The following is a 14,711-nucleotide window of genomic DNA, read 5'->3' as shown; positions in this document are numbered from 1 at the left end:
TGGCGCCGCGGGGTGCGGCGACGAGTTCGACGTCAACTGACACGACGGGCAGTCCTCCTTCCGGCGCGGACGTCCTTGAGGGTCTGACGGTCGTCGTCCTCCGACAGGTCGGAGCCGGCGTAGTGCCGGAAAACGTCCTCGAGGGTGCGGGCCGGGCCGAGCGTCGCCTTCAGATCGGTGGGCGACCCGACGGCCTGCAGAACGCCGTGGTGCATCAGGGCAACCCGGTCGCACAACGCGTCGGCTTCCTCCATGTAGTGCGTGGTGAGCAGGACCGTCATGCCGAACTCTTGCTGCATATTCGCCACCTGGGCCCAGACGCTGTCGCGCGCAATGGGATCCAGGCCGACGGTGGGTTCGTCGAGGATCAACAGCGACGGCCGGTTCACGAGGGCTTGGGCCAGCTCGAGTCGCCGGACCATGCCGCCCGAGAACGTCTTCGCGGGCCGGTCGGCGACATCGAGCAGCTGCATGGCGCGTAGCGCATCGTCGACCCTGTCCCGGCGTTCGCGGCGCGGCACGTCGTACAGGCGCGCGAACAGGTCGACGTTCTGCCGTCCGGTGAGGGCGGACTCGATCGAGAGTTGTTGCGGCACATAGCCAAGGTTCTGGCGGATGTCCATGGTGCGGCGCCCGGCGTCGAGCCCGAAGATGCGGATCTGCCCGTGCTGCACCGGCGTCAGAGTGGTGAGCAGCCGTACCAGGGTGGTCTTGCCGGCGCCGTTGGGGCCGAGCAGCCCCATGGTTTCGCCCACGTCGACGGTGAGGCTGAGGTCATCGACCGCGGTGAAATCGCCGTAGCGGTGCGTGACGTGGTCGCATTCGATGGCGAGGGTACTCATGATCGGCCCTCCTGGAGCATTCGGGTCATCTCGGAAAGGACTGCCAAACCCTTTGTCAGATCATGGATTTGCTCGCCGCTGAGCTGGTTCAGTACGGCATCGAGGGCGGCCCGCCGGGCCGCCCTGGTCTCGTCCGCCAGCTGCTGGGCCGGTTCGGTCAGCCGGAGCCGGCCGATGCGGCGGTCGTCGGGGTCGACGCTGCGGACGAGGAGGTTGTCCGCAGCCAGCTTGGAGACCAGGGTCGACGCGGTGTTGGCGGCCAGGCCCAGTTCCTGTGCGGCTTCCCGAACCGAGATGCCGGGCTGCCGGCCGACGAGTCTGAGCAGTTCGGCTTGCGATTGGGTTACGCCCGCGAAGCTCCCGCCGGCGGTCCGGCGCAGTTGCCGGCGAAACCTGCCGACGGTGTGGAACAGGCCGGTGGTGAGGTCGGAGCTGAGGGCGGTGTCGGCGGGCACGTCCTCATAATAGCTCTGTTGCAGAGGTATTGCAGAACCGTGGTTTACTCGGGCGGTGTTCCCTGAATACCGCACACTGCTGACCGCGTTCGACGGTGGTGTGGTGACGCTGACGCTGAACCGGCCGGAGCGGCGCAACGCTTTTGGTGACGGCATGCGTGAGGAACTCGCCGACGCGTACAGCCGCTGCAACGCGGCCGACGACGTGCGGGCCATCGTGCTGACCGGCGCGCCGCCGGCGTTCTGCGCCGGGGCCGACCTGGCCGCGGGCGACCAGACGTTCGCCGCGCCCGGCCCCGAGTTCAGTGCGGCGGGCATCCCGGTCCCGGCGTGGTCGTTGAGCAAGCCGGTGATCGCGGCGGTCAACGGACATGCGATCGGGCTGGGCCTCACCTTGGCGCTGCAGTGCGATATCCGGATCTTCGCCGCCGACGCGCGTTACGGCGTCGTGCAGGTGCGCCGCGGCGTGGTGGGGGACGCCTACTCGCACTGGGCGTTGCCCCGGCTGGTCGGCATCGCCCGGGCCGCGGAAATCCTCTTGACCGGAACAACTTTCGACGGCCACCGAGCGGCGGAACTCGGCATCGCCGGCCGGGTGCTGCCCGCTGACGAGGTGCTGCCCGCCGCGCTGGCGGTGGCCCATGACATCGCGGACAACACCGCGCCGATGTCGGTGGCGGCCAGCAAGCGGCTGCTCTGGGAGTCCTTCGAGCTGTCGCGCGACGAGGTGGGGCAGCGGGAGACCGAGATTCACCGCGCGGTGATGGCGCATGACGACGCCAAGGAGGGGGTGCGGGCGCTGCAGGCCGGGCGCCTGCCGCGGTGGACGGGCCGTCCGGTGGACCCGACTGTCTAGACCACCGTGACGCCGGAATCTCGCAGGGCGGCAACGGCATTCGCGGTGCCGTCGGCCGACACCCCGGCCGTGTAGTCGAGCAGGACGCGGGTGCGGAACCCGGCTTCGGCGGCGTCGGCTGCCGTCGCCTTGACGCAGTAGTCGGTGGCGATGCCGACCACGTCGACCTCGTCGACCCCGCGGGCGCGCAGCCAGTCCGCCAGCGCAGTGCCGGCGTCGTCCTCGCCTTCGAACCCGCTGTATGCGGCGGAATACGGTCCTTTGCGGAACACCGCCTCGACCGTGGACACGTCGAGCTCGGGATGGAACTGCGCGCCCGGTGTGCCCGCGACGCAGTGCGGCGGCCATGAGGTCAGGAAGTCGGGTTGGTCGGAGAAATGCGCACCCGGGTCGATGTGGTGGTCGGCCGTGGCGACGACATGGTCGTACTCGCGGCGGGCCAGCAGGCCGGTGATCGCGCGAGCCACTTCGCCACCGCCGGAGACCGCAAGGGATCCCCCTTCGCAGAAGTCGTTCTGCACGTCGACGACGATCAACGCCCGCATGTGTCCACGGTAGACCGCTTGCTGCGCTTCGCTGGTTGCCGTAGCGTCCGGACACGTGTCTGAACAGGCGCTTGAGCCCACCCGGCGCCGGTTGACGGCCAAACAGGCCGATACGGTCGACCGGCTGAGCCGTGCCGCGCTCGACCTGTTGCGCCGCGAAGGCTTCGCGGGGCTGACGGTCCGCCGGGTCGCGGCCGACGCCGGTGTCGGCGCCGCGACGGCCTATACCTACTTCTCGTCGAAGGAACACCTGGTCGCCGAGGTGTTCTGGCGCCGGCTGGCGTCGTCACCGCCCGCGGCGCACGACTCCGACGATCCTGCCACTCGGGTGACCGAGGTGCTGCGGCACATCGCGCTGTTGGTGATCGACGAGCCGGAGTTCGCCGGGGCCGTGACCAACGCGCTGCTGGGCCGCGACCCGGATGTCGAAGTGCTGCGGCAGCGCATCGCCGGGGACATCCGGTCGCGATTGGCCGCGGCACTCGGCCCGGACGTGGACAACGACGTCATCGAGTCGCTGGAGATGCTGTATTCGGGCGCGCTGGTCCGGGCCGGCATGGGGTTCACGTCGTACGACGAGATTGCCGAGCGGCTGGAGAAGTCAGCCCGGCTGATGCTGCGCTGACGATCGGGTACCCAGCATCGCCAGCGCGGCGGTGACTGCCGGCTCGGTGAGCTCCGCGACGTCGCGGCCGTCCTCGACGAGCAGTGCCGTGAGTTCACGGAGGCCGCCCAGCAGGATCAGGGCCACCGGCCGGCTGATCGGGGCGATGCCGGCGCGCTCGAATCCCGAACCGCTCGTGAGATCGACGACCATGTCGGTCAGATGCTCCATGGCCAGGCGATTGAGCGGGAGCGCGGCGTCACCGAGCGCCGGGGCCTCCCGGATCCAGCTCAGGGTGATCGCGGGCCAGGAAGCGATGTGCGCGACGTACGCGTCGACCGCGTTGCGCACCTGCTGCTCCCAGTCGCCGTCGGGATCGATCGCGGCGCGGATCCGGGCGATGAGGTCCTCGTTGTTGGCGCGCAGCAGCTCGACGAAGCACTCTTCCTTGCTCGCGAACTGGTCGTAGAACGTGCGCTTCGAGGTCTTGGCGTTCCGGACGATGTCGGCGACGGTGGTGTCGCGGTAGCCCCGGGTCTCCAGCGAGGTGGCCAGCCCGTCGAGCAGCCGCCCGCGGAACGGCTGCGCCGCGTTGACCTCGCCGTCTGCCATCGCTCTCCCAAAACCCTTGTCACCTCTGGTACCAGCCGGTACCGTACCGGATAACGACGCGGTACACCGTGGTACCGCGTAATCAGTGGCTTGGAGCGTGCCATGACCGAAAACCGTCACCGCTGAACTCACCGAGCGTGCGCCGGCGATCCACCTGCCACCGGCGACCGGAGTGCCCAAGTTTCTCCAAGGGGTGGCGTTCGCGACCAACCGGCGGAAGTTCGTCAACCGGATGGTGCCGCGACTGGGCCCGGTATTCACCTGTGACGCACCGGTTTTCGGCCGTGCGGTCATGGTGACCGACCCGCAGCTGGCCAAACAGCTGTTCGCGGCCAACCCCGCCGATGTCGGCAACATCCAGCCGAACCTGTCGCGCGTCCTCGGCAGCGGATCGGTGTTCGCGCTCGACGGTTCCGAGCACCGGCTGCGCCGTAAGCTGCTGACCCCGCCGTTCCACGGCAAGAGCATCAAGAACTACGAGCGCATCTTCGAGGAGGAGACGCTGCGCGCGGCGGCGTCCTGGCCGGAGGGGAAGTCGTTCCCCACGCTCGAGCCGATGATGCACATCACCCTCAACGCCATCCTGCGCGCGGTGTTCGGCGCAGACGGTCACCACCTCGACGAACTGCGGCGCATCATCCCGCCGTGGGTCACCCTGGGATCGCGGCTGGCGGTACTGCCCATGCCGCCGCGCACCTACGGCCGCTTCACACCGTGGGGCCGGCTCGCCGAATACCGGCGACGGTACGACGAGGTGGTCGGCCGGCTGATCGACGCGGTCGCCGCCGACCCTCAGCTCGAGAGCCGTGACGACGTCCTGGCATTGCTGCTGCGCAGCACCTACGAGGACGGAACGGCGATGTCCCGCAGCGACATCGCCGACGAACTGCTGACGCTGCTGGCGGCCGGCCACGAAACCACCGCGGCCACCATGGCGTGGGTGTTCGAGCGGATCTCCCGGCACCCCGAGGTGCTGCGGCGCCTGGAAGACGAGGTGGCAGCCGGTGAGACCGACGAGTACCGCCTGGCGACCATCCTGGAGGTGCAGCGCATCCGCACCATCATCGACTTCGCCGGCCGGCATGTGTACGCGCCGACCTTCCAGCTCGGGGAATGGGTCATCCCGCGGGGCTTCTCGGTCATCGTCGCCATCGACCACATGCACGAGGACGCAAAGGAATTCGCGGATCCGGAGCGGTTCGACCCCACGCGGTTCCTCGGGCGCCGGCCCCCGCTGGCCTTCCTGCCGTTCGGCGGCGGTACCCGGCGCTGCGTCGGGGCGGTGTTCGCCCAGGTCGAGATGGACGTCGTGCTACGGACGGTGTTGCGGCACTTCGCCATTCAGGTCACCAGCGCGCCGGGCGAGAAGGTCTTCTCCCGCGGCGTGGCCTACACGCCGAAAGATGGCGGTCGCGTGACCTTACGCAGGCGCGTCACCCCGCTGTAGGTTCGTGCTGTGACCGAACGGATTACGCAGTACCGCAATGACGGACTGACCTTCGATGTGGTCGACTCCGGCCCCATCGACGGCGACGTCGTGGTGTTGTTGCACGGCTTCCCGCAGACCGCCGAGTCCTGGGCCGCCGTGTCGGAGCTGTTGCACGCCAATGGTTTTCGCACCTTGGTGCCCAACCAGCGCGGCTATTCACCCGGTGCCCGACCGAAGGGCCGGCGCCAGTACACGATTCCCAAGCTGACCGATGACGTCGCCGCGCTGATCGACCTGGTCGGCGGGCCGGTGCACGTGGTCGGGCACGACTGGGGCGCCGCGATCGCCTGGGCGCTGACGGCGACGAAACCCGAGTTGGTGCGCACCCTGACCGCGGTGTCGGTGCCCCACACCGGTGCCTTCCTGAAGGCGATGGCCGTCGGGACGCAGGCGCTGCACTCGTACTACATGCTGATCTTCCAGCTGCCTTGGCTCGGTGAACGATTCGCGCAGCTGGCGATGCCGCGCAGCGGCATGACCGCCGATGCGCTGGCCGTCACCCAGGCCGAGGTGTTCGACAGCGGGGCGCTGACTCCCGCGCTCAACTGGTACCGCGCCATGCCGTTCGTCAACCCGAAGTCGGCGTTCACGCCGGTGGTCCGGCCCACCACCTACATCTGGAGCGACGGCGACATCGCGCTCGGCCGCAAGGGCGCTCTGCTCACCGAGCAGTTCGTCCATGCGCCGTACAAGTTCGAGATCGTCGAGGGCGCCAACCACTGGCTGCCGGATCAGCATCCCGAACTGGTCGCCCGGCTGATCGCCGAGCGCGCCGGGACTTAGCGATTTGTGCACGATTTTCCGCGGCTGGCGCGGAAAATCGTGCACAAATCACGCTCGTTTGGGCAGTTTCCAGCCCGGCCGCGGGAAGTGGCACGTGTAGCCGTTGGGGATGCGCTCCAGATAGTCCTGGTGCTCGGGCTCGGCCTCCCAGAACGGCACGGCGGGCGTCACCTCGGTGACCACCTTGCCGGGCCACAGACCCGAGGCGTCGACGTCGGCGATGGTGTCTTCGGCGATGCGCTTCTGCTCGTCGTCGGTGTAGAAGATGGCCGAGCGGTAGCTGGTGCCGACGTCATTGCCCTGCCGGTTGACGGTCGACGGGTCGTGGATCTGGAAGAAGAACTCCAGGAGCGCCCGGAAGTCGGTCTGGCTGGGGTCGTAGATGATCTCGACGGCCTCGGCGTGGCCGGGGTGATTGCGGTAGGTCGGGTGCTCGTTGGACCCACCGGTGTAGCCGACCCGCGTGGTCAGCACGCCCGGTTGCTTGCGGATCAGGTCCTGCATCCCCCAGAAGCAGCCGCCCGCCAGGATCGCGGTCGCAGTGTCGGTCATGTACGCCTCCTCGCTTTGACTCCAGAGAACCGAAGTCCCGGCGACTGCGCAAGTGCTCGACAAACGCAGCTAGAACGTGTTCTAGTTTTCCTGTGACGGGCAACACCTTCAGTCGCGAGGAACTCATCGCGGCATTCGACGTCTTCGAGCAGACCGTTGACCGCGCCGCCCAGACGCGCGACTGGGATCCGTGGACCGACCACTACACCGAGGACGTGCTGTACATCGAGCACGCCATGGGCACCATGCACGGGCGCGAGGAAGTGCGGCCCTGGATCTGGAACACCATGGAGAACTTCCCGGGCAGCTACATGACGTCGTTCCCGTCGCTGTGGAAGGTGTACGACGAAGCGACCGGCCGCGTCATCTGCGAACTCGACAACCCCATGCGTGACCCGGGGGACGGCACCATCATCGGCGCCACCAACATCTCGATCATGACGTACGCGGGCGACGGCCTGTGGAGCAAGCAGGAAGACATCTACAACCCCATGAAATTCCTCGAGGCCACCATGGCGTGGTGCAAGAAGGCCGAAGCGCTGGGCACGCTGCCCGAGGTCGCCGAGGAGTGGATGCGCAAGGTCGGTGGCAGGGGACGTCGGTGACCGCCCTCGTCATCGGGGCCAACGGCTACCTCGGCTCGCACGTCACCCGGCAGCTGGTGGCGGACGGGGAAGACGTGCGGGTCATGGTGCGGGCCGGCGCCAACACCATCGGCATCGACGACCTCGACGTGACCCGCTACGAGGGCGACATCTGGGACAACGACACCCTGCGCGCCGCGATGACCGGCGCCGACGTCGTCTACTACTGCGTGGTCGACACCCGCGGCTGGCTCCGGGATCCGTCGCCATTGTTCCGTACCAACGTCGAGGGCACCCGCAATGTGCTGGACATCGCGGTGGAGCCCGAAATCGCCTCGCGTCTCAAGAAATTCGTTTTCACCAGCAGCTACGCCACGGTGGGGCGCAAGCGCGGCTTCGTGTCCACCGAGGACGACATCGCCGACGAGCGCACCCTGCCGCCGTACGTGCGGTCGCGCGTGCAGGCCGAGAAACTGGTGCTCGAATACGCCCGCGAGCGGGGGTTGCCCGCGGTCGCGATGTGCGTGTCCACCACGTACGGCGGAACCGACTGGGGCCGGACGCCGCACGGCGCCATCATCGCCGGTGCCGCGTTCGGGAAGCTGCCGTTCGTGATGAGCGGCATCGAACTGGAGGCGGTCGACGTCAACGACGCCGCCCGCGCGTTGATCCTGGCGGCCGGCAAGGGCCGGCCCGGTGAGCGATATCTGATCTCCGACAAGATGATCAGCAATGCCGCGGTGGCGCGGATCGCCGCGGCCGAGGCCGGGGTGCCGGCGCCGGCCAGGTCGCTGCCGCTGCCGGTGACCTATGCGCTCGCCACGATGGGCACCGTCAAAGGCCGGATCAAAGGCACCGACGAGCACATGTCGCTGGCGTCGCTGCGGCTGATGCGCGCCGAGGCACCCGTCGACTGCAGCAAGGCCAGGGCCGAATTAGGTTGGGAGCCAAGGCCGGTCGAGGACGCGGTGCGAGAAGCGGCGCGGTTCTGGGTGGGGCTGCGAAAGGCTCGCCAGGCCCAGAAGTCCGCGGGCTGAACAACGCGCCGTACGGCGTTAAGTCGTGGCGCTGCAGTGGCGGTCACGGCTAGCGTCGAAAACATGACGGACAGATTGCAGGTGGACCTGACCGGGGCACCGCAGACGATGCTTGCCACGCTGTACGGCAAGGCGCTCGACGCCGACCTGCCGAACCCGGTCCTGCACGACACCTATGCCCGGGATGTCGTCGCGCGCATCGACTACGACTGGTCGCAGACCACGGTCACGGCCGCCAGGTCACCGGGTATCACGCTGCGGTCGGCCTATTTCGACAAGACGGCCCGGCAGTTCCTGGCCGTGCATCCGGAAGCCGTTGTGCTGCACCTGGGTTGCGGCCTGGACAGCCGGTACTACCGGCTGGACCCCGGGCCCGGCGTCGACTGGTACGACATCGACTACCCGGAGGTCGCCGATCTGCGGCGTCAGCTCTACCCGCCCCGCGAGCACTGCCACATCGTGTCCGCATCGGTGACGGACCCGGCGTGGCTTGCCGACATCCCGGCCGACCGCCCGGTGCTGATGATCGCAGAAGGTCTCACCATGTATCTCAGCGAGGCCGACGGGCAGGCCCTGTTCCGTCGCATCGTGACGCATTTCCCAAGCGGGGAACTGCAATTCGATGGTTTCAGCCGGCTGGGTGTGAAACTGCAGTGGACGAACTCCGTGGTGCGCCGTTCGGGCGCGACATTGAAGTGGGCCATGGATGGCCCGGACGACGTCCTGTCGGCGGTGCCGGGACTACGGCTGCTGTCGTGGGAGTCCGCCCTGGGCCCCGACGGCTACGACCGGCTGCCCACGGGGCTGCGAGCGATGGCGGCCGTCATGCGCGCGGTCCCCGGCATGCGTCATATGTCGCAGTACCACCGGTATTCGTGGGGCTGACCGGGCGGCCTCGTGATCTCAGCGTGCGGCAGGCGGACACTCGGGCAAGTTGTAGGCGAACGACTTCTGCTGCCGCTGCTTCATCTTGTCAAGGCACTCTTGGTGTTTCCGCGCGTGGTAGGCCAGCGGAAAGTACGTGAGCCGATCAGGTAGGACGCGGTAGGCCGCACGGATCACGGCATAGATGCGCTGAAGTTGACGCTCCTCGGCGTCGCTCCAGGTGACTCCGAGCTTCGCCCGCAGCCGCGGTTCGAGCAGCCCCACCACCGACAGGTAGTTGAACCGCAGCGCGGGGCGGAGCGCGCGCCGAACCAACGGGTGCAACAGCTTCGGCACGGACGATGGGAGTGCGACGTCGCCCGTCTGCATCTCCTCGATCAATTGCAACGCCTGCGGTGTGCCTTGCAGCTTGTCGATCATGGCCTCGTAGTAGTCGGCCATCTCGGCGCGCGTCGTCGGATAGCCGGTCATCGGCACGTGCAGCAGGCGGGCGAGCCGGCGGTTGTCGCGCAGTAGCTCATCCTTCTCGGCGTCGGTGAAGTCGCGTCCGATCAGCAGCTTGCCCCCGCCTTCGGCGTTGACGATGTAGCCGGTGGCGATCACCCACTGATAGGCCTCGGGATTGAGCGCGCTGATCTGTCTTCCGGTCCCGGCGCTCTTCATGGTGATCGGCTGGTGCAGGGCGCGTACCCGGTCGCCTTCGGCGAGCGCCTCGGTACCTCCGTAGGTCCAGCGCAGCACCGAGTCCACGCTGCGGATTGCCCGCCCGCCCGGATCCCCGTGGAACGCAGCCGAATAGCGGCCGGTGATCTCGGCGATGACAGGGTGCATCGCCTGCATCATGAACGCCGCGCCGTCAACGATCAGGAACGTCCACCGGCCGGTGTGCTCGCCGGTGAGCGAGTCGAGCGGAACGAGTTCGATGTCGTTCGATTCTTCGACGGCCGGGACTGAGACATCCGATGTGGCGGTCATTCAGCGCACCTCCTTGAGCGTGATGCGACGGTAATCTGACCCAAAGGTCGCATTCAAGTCGCATTCGGATTCAAGGACTGATATGGAAACCCGCACGTCAGATCAGCGGAAGCTACCGAAGCAGGAGCGTTCTCGTGAGATGGTCGCAAAAATCATTGCGACGGCGGTGAAGATGTTGAAGAAGACGGACCCCGAGCAGATCACCACCAACGCCATCGCGGCGCGGGCCGGCGTCAGCAAGGGCTCCATCTACCAGTACTTCGCCAACAAGGAAGAGCTCATCCATGCCGCGATCGAGCAGCTCGCCGCGGAGCAGGCGCCGCGGATAGAGGACATGCTCCGCTCGGTCACCCTGGAGCAGCCGCAGCACGCCATGCAGGCGTCGATCGACATCCTGATCGATTTCACGATCGCCAACCGGAAGTTGATCCGTTACGTGGCTGACCGGCCGGACTATGCCCGCACGCTGGAGAACGCCTCAGGCCTGAACGCGACGCTGCTGGCGATGACCACCCTGCACATGGCGCACTACCGGGACCAGTACCGCCACGAGCTGAGCCCGCGAGCGTTGGCGTGGCTGTTCTTCAACATGGCCGTGGCCACCACGACGCGCTACATCGAAAGCGACGACCCGATCCAACTCGACGAGCTCCGCTGCGGTTTGAAGTTCGCCTCGGCCGGCTTGCTGGTGGGCGGACCCGGCTAGGCGCCCGGCGTCCCGTTAAGTCCTACGCGGCTTCGGCGCGGGCCTTCAGCCGCTCGAGCGTCAACCGGATGTTCTCGGCGTTGGCCGCATCACGGTCGGCGACGCCGGTGAGCGAGGCGGCGAACAGCTTCAGCAGACCCGGCCGGTTGTCCCAGGTCGACTCGGCGACGCGGCAGCCGTTCGCCGTCTCGGTGATGTCGTAGCGCCAGTGCGCGATGGGCACGATCGAGGACTTCACGGCGAAGCCGAACGTCCGACCCGGCTCGGCCTCGGTGACGGTGCAGCTGGTGGTCCACGTCTTCGAGCCGTTGCGGTTGTGTCCCTTGAACACCGAACCCGGTACCGCCGACGAACCCTTCTGCCACTCCATGGTGTGAGCCTCCTCGGCGAGCGAGGCCAAGGTGGGCAGATCGGTCAGCAACGCGTAGACAGCCGACGGGCTGGCAGCGATCTCGATGGCAGCGGTGACGGAGGCGGGTCCCTGTGCGGTCATGGGGCTGATCGTAGACAGGCCGCCCGGGGTTGGGCAAGCGGTAATTGTCGGCGGCTCAACAAGAATGCCCGACCTTTGCGGGTAACCGTTTGGGGGTATCCCGGCGATATACCGCGTGACGGCACCTTCCAACGAAGGAGTTGGGTTGATATGAGCAAAAAGACGTTTGTGGCAGCTACCGCGCTCACCACCGGTGTGAGCGCGGCGATCATGGGATTGGGAGTCAATATCGCGCAGGCGAAGCCTGCACCCTGCCCGCCGATGCAGGTATGCAATGGTCCGGGTAACGGGCACGGTCCGGGTGGCGGCGGTCCGCCCGGAAACCCCGGCGGTCCGCCCGGAAACCCCGGCGGTCCGCCCGGAAATCCCGGTGGTCCCGGCGGCGGGCCCGGCGGGCCACCGCCCGGCAACCCGGGTAATCACGATGACTGGCATCCGGGCGACCAGGGGAACTGGCATCCCGGAGACCAGGGCAACTGGCACCCCAGGCCGGGCGACCCGGGACCGAATGACTGGCACTGGCGTGGCGGCCCGCCGCCGTGGGGCCATGGGCCGGGCCCGTGGGGCTGGGGACCACCGCCGAGGCCGAACATCATCTGGGTGGCGCCGCCGCCGTGGGCTCCGCCGCCTCCGCCGTTCGACTACTGGGGCTACACCGTGTACCCGGTGTGGGACCCGGGCTTCATGGCGTGGGGTTTCTGGTTCTTCGGCATCTGGATTGCGCTGTAATCCGTCACTAGTTGCCGTCTGATGGCTGGGCCTGTCGCTGGTGACAGGCCCAGCGTCATGTCGGGAATCGGTGTTGCGAGGAAAGGTGTTGCAATGGGCATGACCGAGCGTCCCGTGCTACAGCCCACTGCGGCCCACCCCATCACGATCACGCCGACCGCCGGACGCGTCACCGTCACGGTCAATGGCCAGGTGGTCGCGGAGACATCCGATGCACTCACCCTGCAGGAGTCGAATTATCCAGCGGTGCAATACATTCCGCTCGCCGACGTCGACCGGTCGGCGCTGACCCGCAGCACGACCACCAGCTACTGCCCGTACAAGGGTGATGCCGGCTACTACCACGTCGGCGACGTCGAGGACGTCATCTGGACCTACGAACAGCCCTACCCGGCGGTCGCGGAAATCGCCGGCCGGGTGGCGTTCTATCCGGACAAGGCCGACATCGTGCGGCATCGCGCCTAACCTGAATCCGTGCCCACCGCCAGCCTGGCCCTGGACGGCCCGGCCGGCCTCGGGCTGACGTTGTCGCCGCTGCGCCGTGGCGGGACCGACCCGACATTCCGGACCGTCGACGGCGTCATCTGGCGCACCAGTTTGATGCGCACCGGCGGAGTCACGGCACGGCTCAGCTCGCCTGATCTCAAGACCGTCGAGTGCGAGGTGTGGGGTGACGGCGCGGCCGAATTTCTGGACCGGCTGCCCGGGCTTGTCGGTGCCGAGGACGACGCGACGGGGTTCGCGCCGGCGGAACCGACCATCGCCGAAGCCTGGCGGCGGGTTCCGCATCTGCGGCTGTGCCGCACCGGCCGCGTGCTCGAGGTGCTGATCCCGGCGATCCTCGAGCAACGCGTACAAGGCCGGGATGCGTGGAATTCGTTCCGCATCCTGACCATGCGGTATGGCGCGCCGGCACCCGGCCCGGCGCCGGCCGGGATGCGGCTGCCGCCGACCGCCGAGGCGTGGCGCCGCATCCCGTCCTGGGAATTCCACCGGGCCAACGTCGACCTCGGCCGGGCCCGCACCCTGGTCGGATGCGCGCAGCGGGCCGATGCGCTGGAGCGGTTGACGGCGGAGACCGCGACGACGGCGCTGATGTCGTTGCCGGGAGTGGGGTTGTGGACGGCTGCCGAGACGGTGCAGAAGGCGTTCGGCGACGCCGACGCGCTCTCGGTCGGCGACTATCACCTCGCGAAGATGGTCGGCTGGACCCTGCTGGGTCACCCGATCGACGACGCAGCGATGGTCGAACTGCTGGAACCGCTCCGGCCGCACCGGCATCGGGCGGTACGGTTGCTCGAGGTCAGTGGCCTGGCGCGCAATCCGAGATTCGGTGCGCGCCAGGCGATTCCGAGTTTGAAGAAGATCTAGTCCCGATCCGGCTCCGAGGCGGAACCGAACAACAGCGGGTAGGCAACGCCTGCGACGGCGGCTCCGACGAGCGGCGCCAGCCAGAACACCCACAGCTGCGTGGGTGCCCCGTTGCCGTTGAAGAACGCGACGCCGGTCGAGCGGTCCGGGTTCACCGAGGTGTTGGAGATCGGGATCGAGATCAGATGGATCAGGGTCAGGGACAGGCCGATGGACAGGCCCGCGAAGCCCTTGGGCGCCCGAGCGTCGGTGGAACCCAGGATCACGAACAGGAACATCGCGGTCAGGACGATTTCGGTGATGAGCACCGAGGCCAGGCCGAAATGTTCCGGTGAGTGGTCACCGAAACCGTTCGCGGCCATGTTGCCGGTCGCCGACCAGCCCTTCTGGCCGCTGCCGATCCAGTAGATGACCCCGCCGGCGACGAGTCCGCCGACCACCTGGGCGATCCAGTACACGGGGAGCGCTTTCCACTCGATCCGGCGGGCCAGCGCCGCACCGAGGGTGACTGCCGGGTTGAAATGACCGCCGGAGACGGCGCCGAAGGCGTAGACGCCCGTCAGTACCGTGAGGCCGAAAGCGATTGCGACACCGAGGAATCCGATGCCGATGGAGGTGTGTTCGGTCGGGTTGGCGGCAAAGACCGCGGCGCCGCAGCCGCCGAGGACCAGCCAGAAGGTGCCGACGGCCTCCGCCGCCAGCCTGTGTGTCATCGTGGGAGCACTCATTTGGTCAAACCCTCCAATTCCAGTCGAAAAAGCCGGGTCAGCAAACAGCATTTCGAGCGTCCCGCCGATAGGTCTCGCAGTCGGCGGTCGTTGCTGAACAGCCGCCCAAAGGTGACCGGAGGTTGCCCGGTGTCCGGGCCGCGAATCTAAGAATCTGAGCAATCTTTACAGCAAATAAATTTTTGGTAACAGCCTGCGGAAATGTGATGCATAGCAAACCAAACTGGGGTGTCGTGACCGGTGGTGCGGGTGGGTCCGGTTCGGGTGTGACCGGAATTGATTGGCGAAAACGCAAGGGCTCCAATAAAATTGGCGCTACCGACCGGTAGCTTTCGAGTGTTGTCGACCACAGTCGCAGCAACCTCGTTAGGCCTGCCTAAGTTGGCATGTCAGGCCGGGTTTGTCATATCGTTTTGTCTCAATCGAGGCGAGCGGGACGGCCCGTCGTTCAGTGCTGCACGCTGG

At 67.5% G+C, this 14,711-nt stretch carries 19 protein-coding genes; 11 read left to right on the top strand and 8 right to left on the bottom strand.

Annotated features, from left to right (window positions below):
• Positions 1-32: 32 nt before the first annotated feature.
• Together VXD91_RS09935 and VXD91_RS09930 are read right to left on the bottom strand one after the other, a co-directional pair.
• The gene (locus VXD91_RS09935; RefSeq protein ID WP_346415291.1) at positions 33-842 is read right to left on the bottom strand and encodes an ATP-binding cassette domain-containing protein; all 810 of its coding nucleotides are present in this window, start codon (positions 840-842) and stop codon (positions 33-35) included.
• Complete coding sequence (locus VXD91_RS09930) at positions 839-1,297, bottom strand: MarR family transcriptional regulator (protein ID WP_346415290.1); 459 nt, start codon at positions 1,295-1,297, stop codon at positions 839-841. Before VXD91_RS09930 ends, VXD91_RS09935 begins: the two co-directional genes overlap by 4 nt.
• 55 nt (positions 1,298-1,352) lie before the next feature.
• On the opposite strand from VXD91_RS09930, the gene VXD91_RS09925 reads away from it, so the two are divergent.
• Positions 1,353-2,153 (top strand): enoyl-CoA hydratase-related protein, encoded by an 801-nt coding sequence (locus VXD91_RS09925; protein WP_346415289.1) that lies wholly within the window; start codon positions 1,353-1,355, stop codon positions 2,151-2,153.
• Here the strand turns inward: VXD91_RS09925 and VXD91_RS09920 are convergent.
• Positions 2,150-2,698, bottom strand: coding sequence for a nicotinamidase (locus VXD91_RS09920; protein WP_346415288.1), 549 nt, complete (start codon positions 2,696-2,698; stop codon positions 2,150-2,152). The genes VXD91_RS09925 and VXD91_RS09920 overlap by 4 nt on opposite strands.
• 55 nt (positions 2,699-2,753) lie before the next feature.
• Between VXD91_RS09920 and VXD91_RS09915 the strand changes: the two genes are divergently transcribed.
• Complete coding sequence (locus VXD91_RS09915; protein ID WP_346415287.1) at positions 2,754-3,323, top strand: TetR family transcriptional regulator; 570 nt, start codon at positions 2,754-2,756, stop codon at positions 3,321-3,323.
• Here VXD91_RS09915 and VXD91_RS09910 read toward each other — a convergent pair.
• A complete protein-coding gene (locus tag VXD91_RS09910) occupies positions 3,300-3,914 on the bottom strand; it encodes a TetR/AcrR family transcriptional regulator (RefSeq protein WP_346415286.1) in 615 nt (204 codons plus the stop codon). The genes VXD91_RS09915 and VXD91_RS09910 overlap by 24 nt on opposite strands.
• 148 nt (positions 3,915-4,062) lie before the next feature.
• On the opposite strand from VXD91_RS09910, the gene VXD91_RS09905 reads away from it, so the two are divergent.
• The gene (locus tag VXD91_RS09905) at positions 4,063-5,361 is read left to right on the top strand and encodes a cytochrome P450 (RefSeq protein ID WP_346415342.1); all 1,299 of its coding nucleotides are present in this window, start codon (positions 4,063-4,065) and stop codon (positions 5,359-5,361) included.
• 9 nt (positions 5,362-5,370) lie between these two features.
• The gene (locus VXD91_RS09900; RefSeq protein WP_346415285.1) at positions 5,371-6,186 is read left to right on the top strand and encodes an alpha/beta fold hydrolase; all 816 of its coding nucleotides are present in this window, start codon (positions 5,371-5,373) and stop codon (positions 6,184-6,186) included.
• Between the two features lie 48 nt (positions 6,187-6,234).
• Here the strand turns inward: VXD91_RS09900 and msrA are convergent, their stop codons facing one another.
• Positions 6,235-6,738 carry a peptide-methionine (S)-S-oxide reductase MsrA gene (gene msrA / locus VXD91_RS09895; protein WP_346415284.1) on the bottom strand — a complete coding sequence of 168 codons (504 nt, stop codon included), beginning with the start codon at positions 6,736-6,738 and terminating at the stop codon, positions 6,235-6,237.
• A gap of 92 nt (positions 6,739-6,830) precedes the next feature.
• Here msrA and VXD91_RS09890 point away from each other — a divergent pair, with 92 nt between their 5' ends.
• The 3 genes from VXD91_RS09890 (at position 6,831) to VXD91_RS09880 (ending at position 9,244) form a co-directional block, all read left to right on the top strand.
• Positions 6,831-7,343 (top strand): nuclear transport factor 2 family protein, encoded by a 513-nt coding sequence (locus tag VXD91_RS09890; protein ID WP_346415283.1) that lies wholly within the window; start codon positions 6,831-6,833, stop codon positions 7,341-7,343.
• The gene (locus tag VXD91_RS09885; RefSeq protein WP_346415282.1) at positions 7,340-8,359 is read left to right on the top strand and encodes an NAD-dependent epimerase/dehydratase family protein; all 1,020 of its coding nucleotides are present in this window, start codon (positions 7,340-7,342) and stop codon (positions 8,357-8,359) included. The genes VXD91_RS09890 and VXD91_RS09885 overlap by 4 nt, the downstream gene beginning before the upstream one ends.
• Before the next feature lie 63 nt (positions 8,360-8,422).
• Positions 8,423-9,244, top strand: coding sequence for a class I SAM-dependent methyltransferase (locus VXD91_RS09880; protein WP_346415281.1), 822 nt, complete (start codon positions 8,423-8,425; stop codon positions 9,242-9,244).
• A gap of 18 nt (positions 9,245-9,262) precedes the next feature.
• Here VXD91_RS09880 and VXD91_RS09875 read toward each other — a convergent pair whose 3' ends face one another.
• On the bottom strand, positions 9,263-10,219 hold the full coding sequence (locus tag VXD91_RS09875) for an oxygenase MpaB family protein (RefSeq protein ID WP_346415280.1): 957 nt from the start codon (positions 10,217-10,219) through the stop codon (positions 9,263-9,265).
• A gap of 139 nt (positions 10,220-10,358) precedes the next feature.
• Here VXD91_RS09875 and VXD91_RS09870 point away from each other — a divergent pair, with 139 nt between their 5' ends.
• Positions 10,359-10,925, top strand: coding sequence for a TetR/AcrR family transcriptional regulator (locus tag VXD91_RS09870; RefSeq protein ID WP_346415279.1), 567 nt, complete (start codon positions 10,359-10,361; stop codon positions 10,923-10,925).
• Between the two features lie 22 nt (positions 10,926-10,947).
• Here VXD91_RS09870 and VXD91_RS09865 read toward each other — a convergent pair whose 3' ends face one another.
• Complete coding sequence (locus tag VXD91_RS09865; protein ID WP_346415278.1) at positions 10,948-11,418, bottom strand: SRPBCC family protein; 471 nt, start codon at positions 11,416-11,418, stop codon at positions 10,948-10,950.
• 150 nt (positions 11,419-11,568) lie between these two features.
• Here VXD91_RS09865 and VXD91_RS09860 point away from each other — a divergent pair, with 150 nt between their 5' ends.
• The 3 genes from VXD91_RS09860 to VXD91_RS09850 all read left to right on the top strand — a co-directional run bounded on the left by VXD91_RS09860 (position 11,569) and on the right by VXD91_RS09850 (position 13,518).
• Positions 11,569-12,147 (top strand): chitin-binding protein, encoded by a 579-nt coding sequence (locus VXD91_RS09860; protein ID WP_346415277.1) that lies wholly within the window; start codon positions 11,569-11,571, stop codon positions 12,145-12,147.
• 99 nt (positions 12,148-12,246) lie between these two features.
• On the top strand, positions 12,247-12,612 hold the full coding sequence (locus VXD91_RS09855) for a DUF427 domain-containing protein (protein ID WP_061002302.1): 366 nt from the start codon (positions 12,247-12,249) through the stop codon (positions 12,610-12,612).
• Positions 12,613-12,621: 9 nt separating this feature from the next.
• Positions 12,622-13,518: a DNA-3-methyladenine glycosylase gene (locus VXD91_RS09850; RefSeq protein WP_064858032.1), complete on the top strand. Its 897-nt coding sequence runs from the start codon at positions 12,622-12,624 to the stop codon at positions 13,516-13,518.
• Here the strand turns inward: VXD91_RS09850 and aqpZ are convergent.
• Complete coding sequence (aqpZ, locus tag VXD91_RS09845) at positions 13,515-14,231, bottom strand: aquaporin Z (RefSeq protein WP_082934578.1); 717 nt, start codon at positions 14,229-14,231, stop codon at positions 13,515-13,517. The two genes, VXD91_RS09850 and aqpZ, sit on opposite strands and share 4 nt — an antisense overlap.
• Positions 14,232-14,711: the final 480 nt, after the last annotated feature.

Origin of the sequence: Mycobacterium sp. SM3041 (assembly GCF_039668335.1) — a bacterium.
Taxonomy (GTDB): Bacteria; Actinomycetota; Actinomycetes; order Mycobacteriales; family Mycobacteriaceae; genus Mycobacterium.
This window is presented reverse-complemented; position numbering and strand designations above follow the sequence as displayed.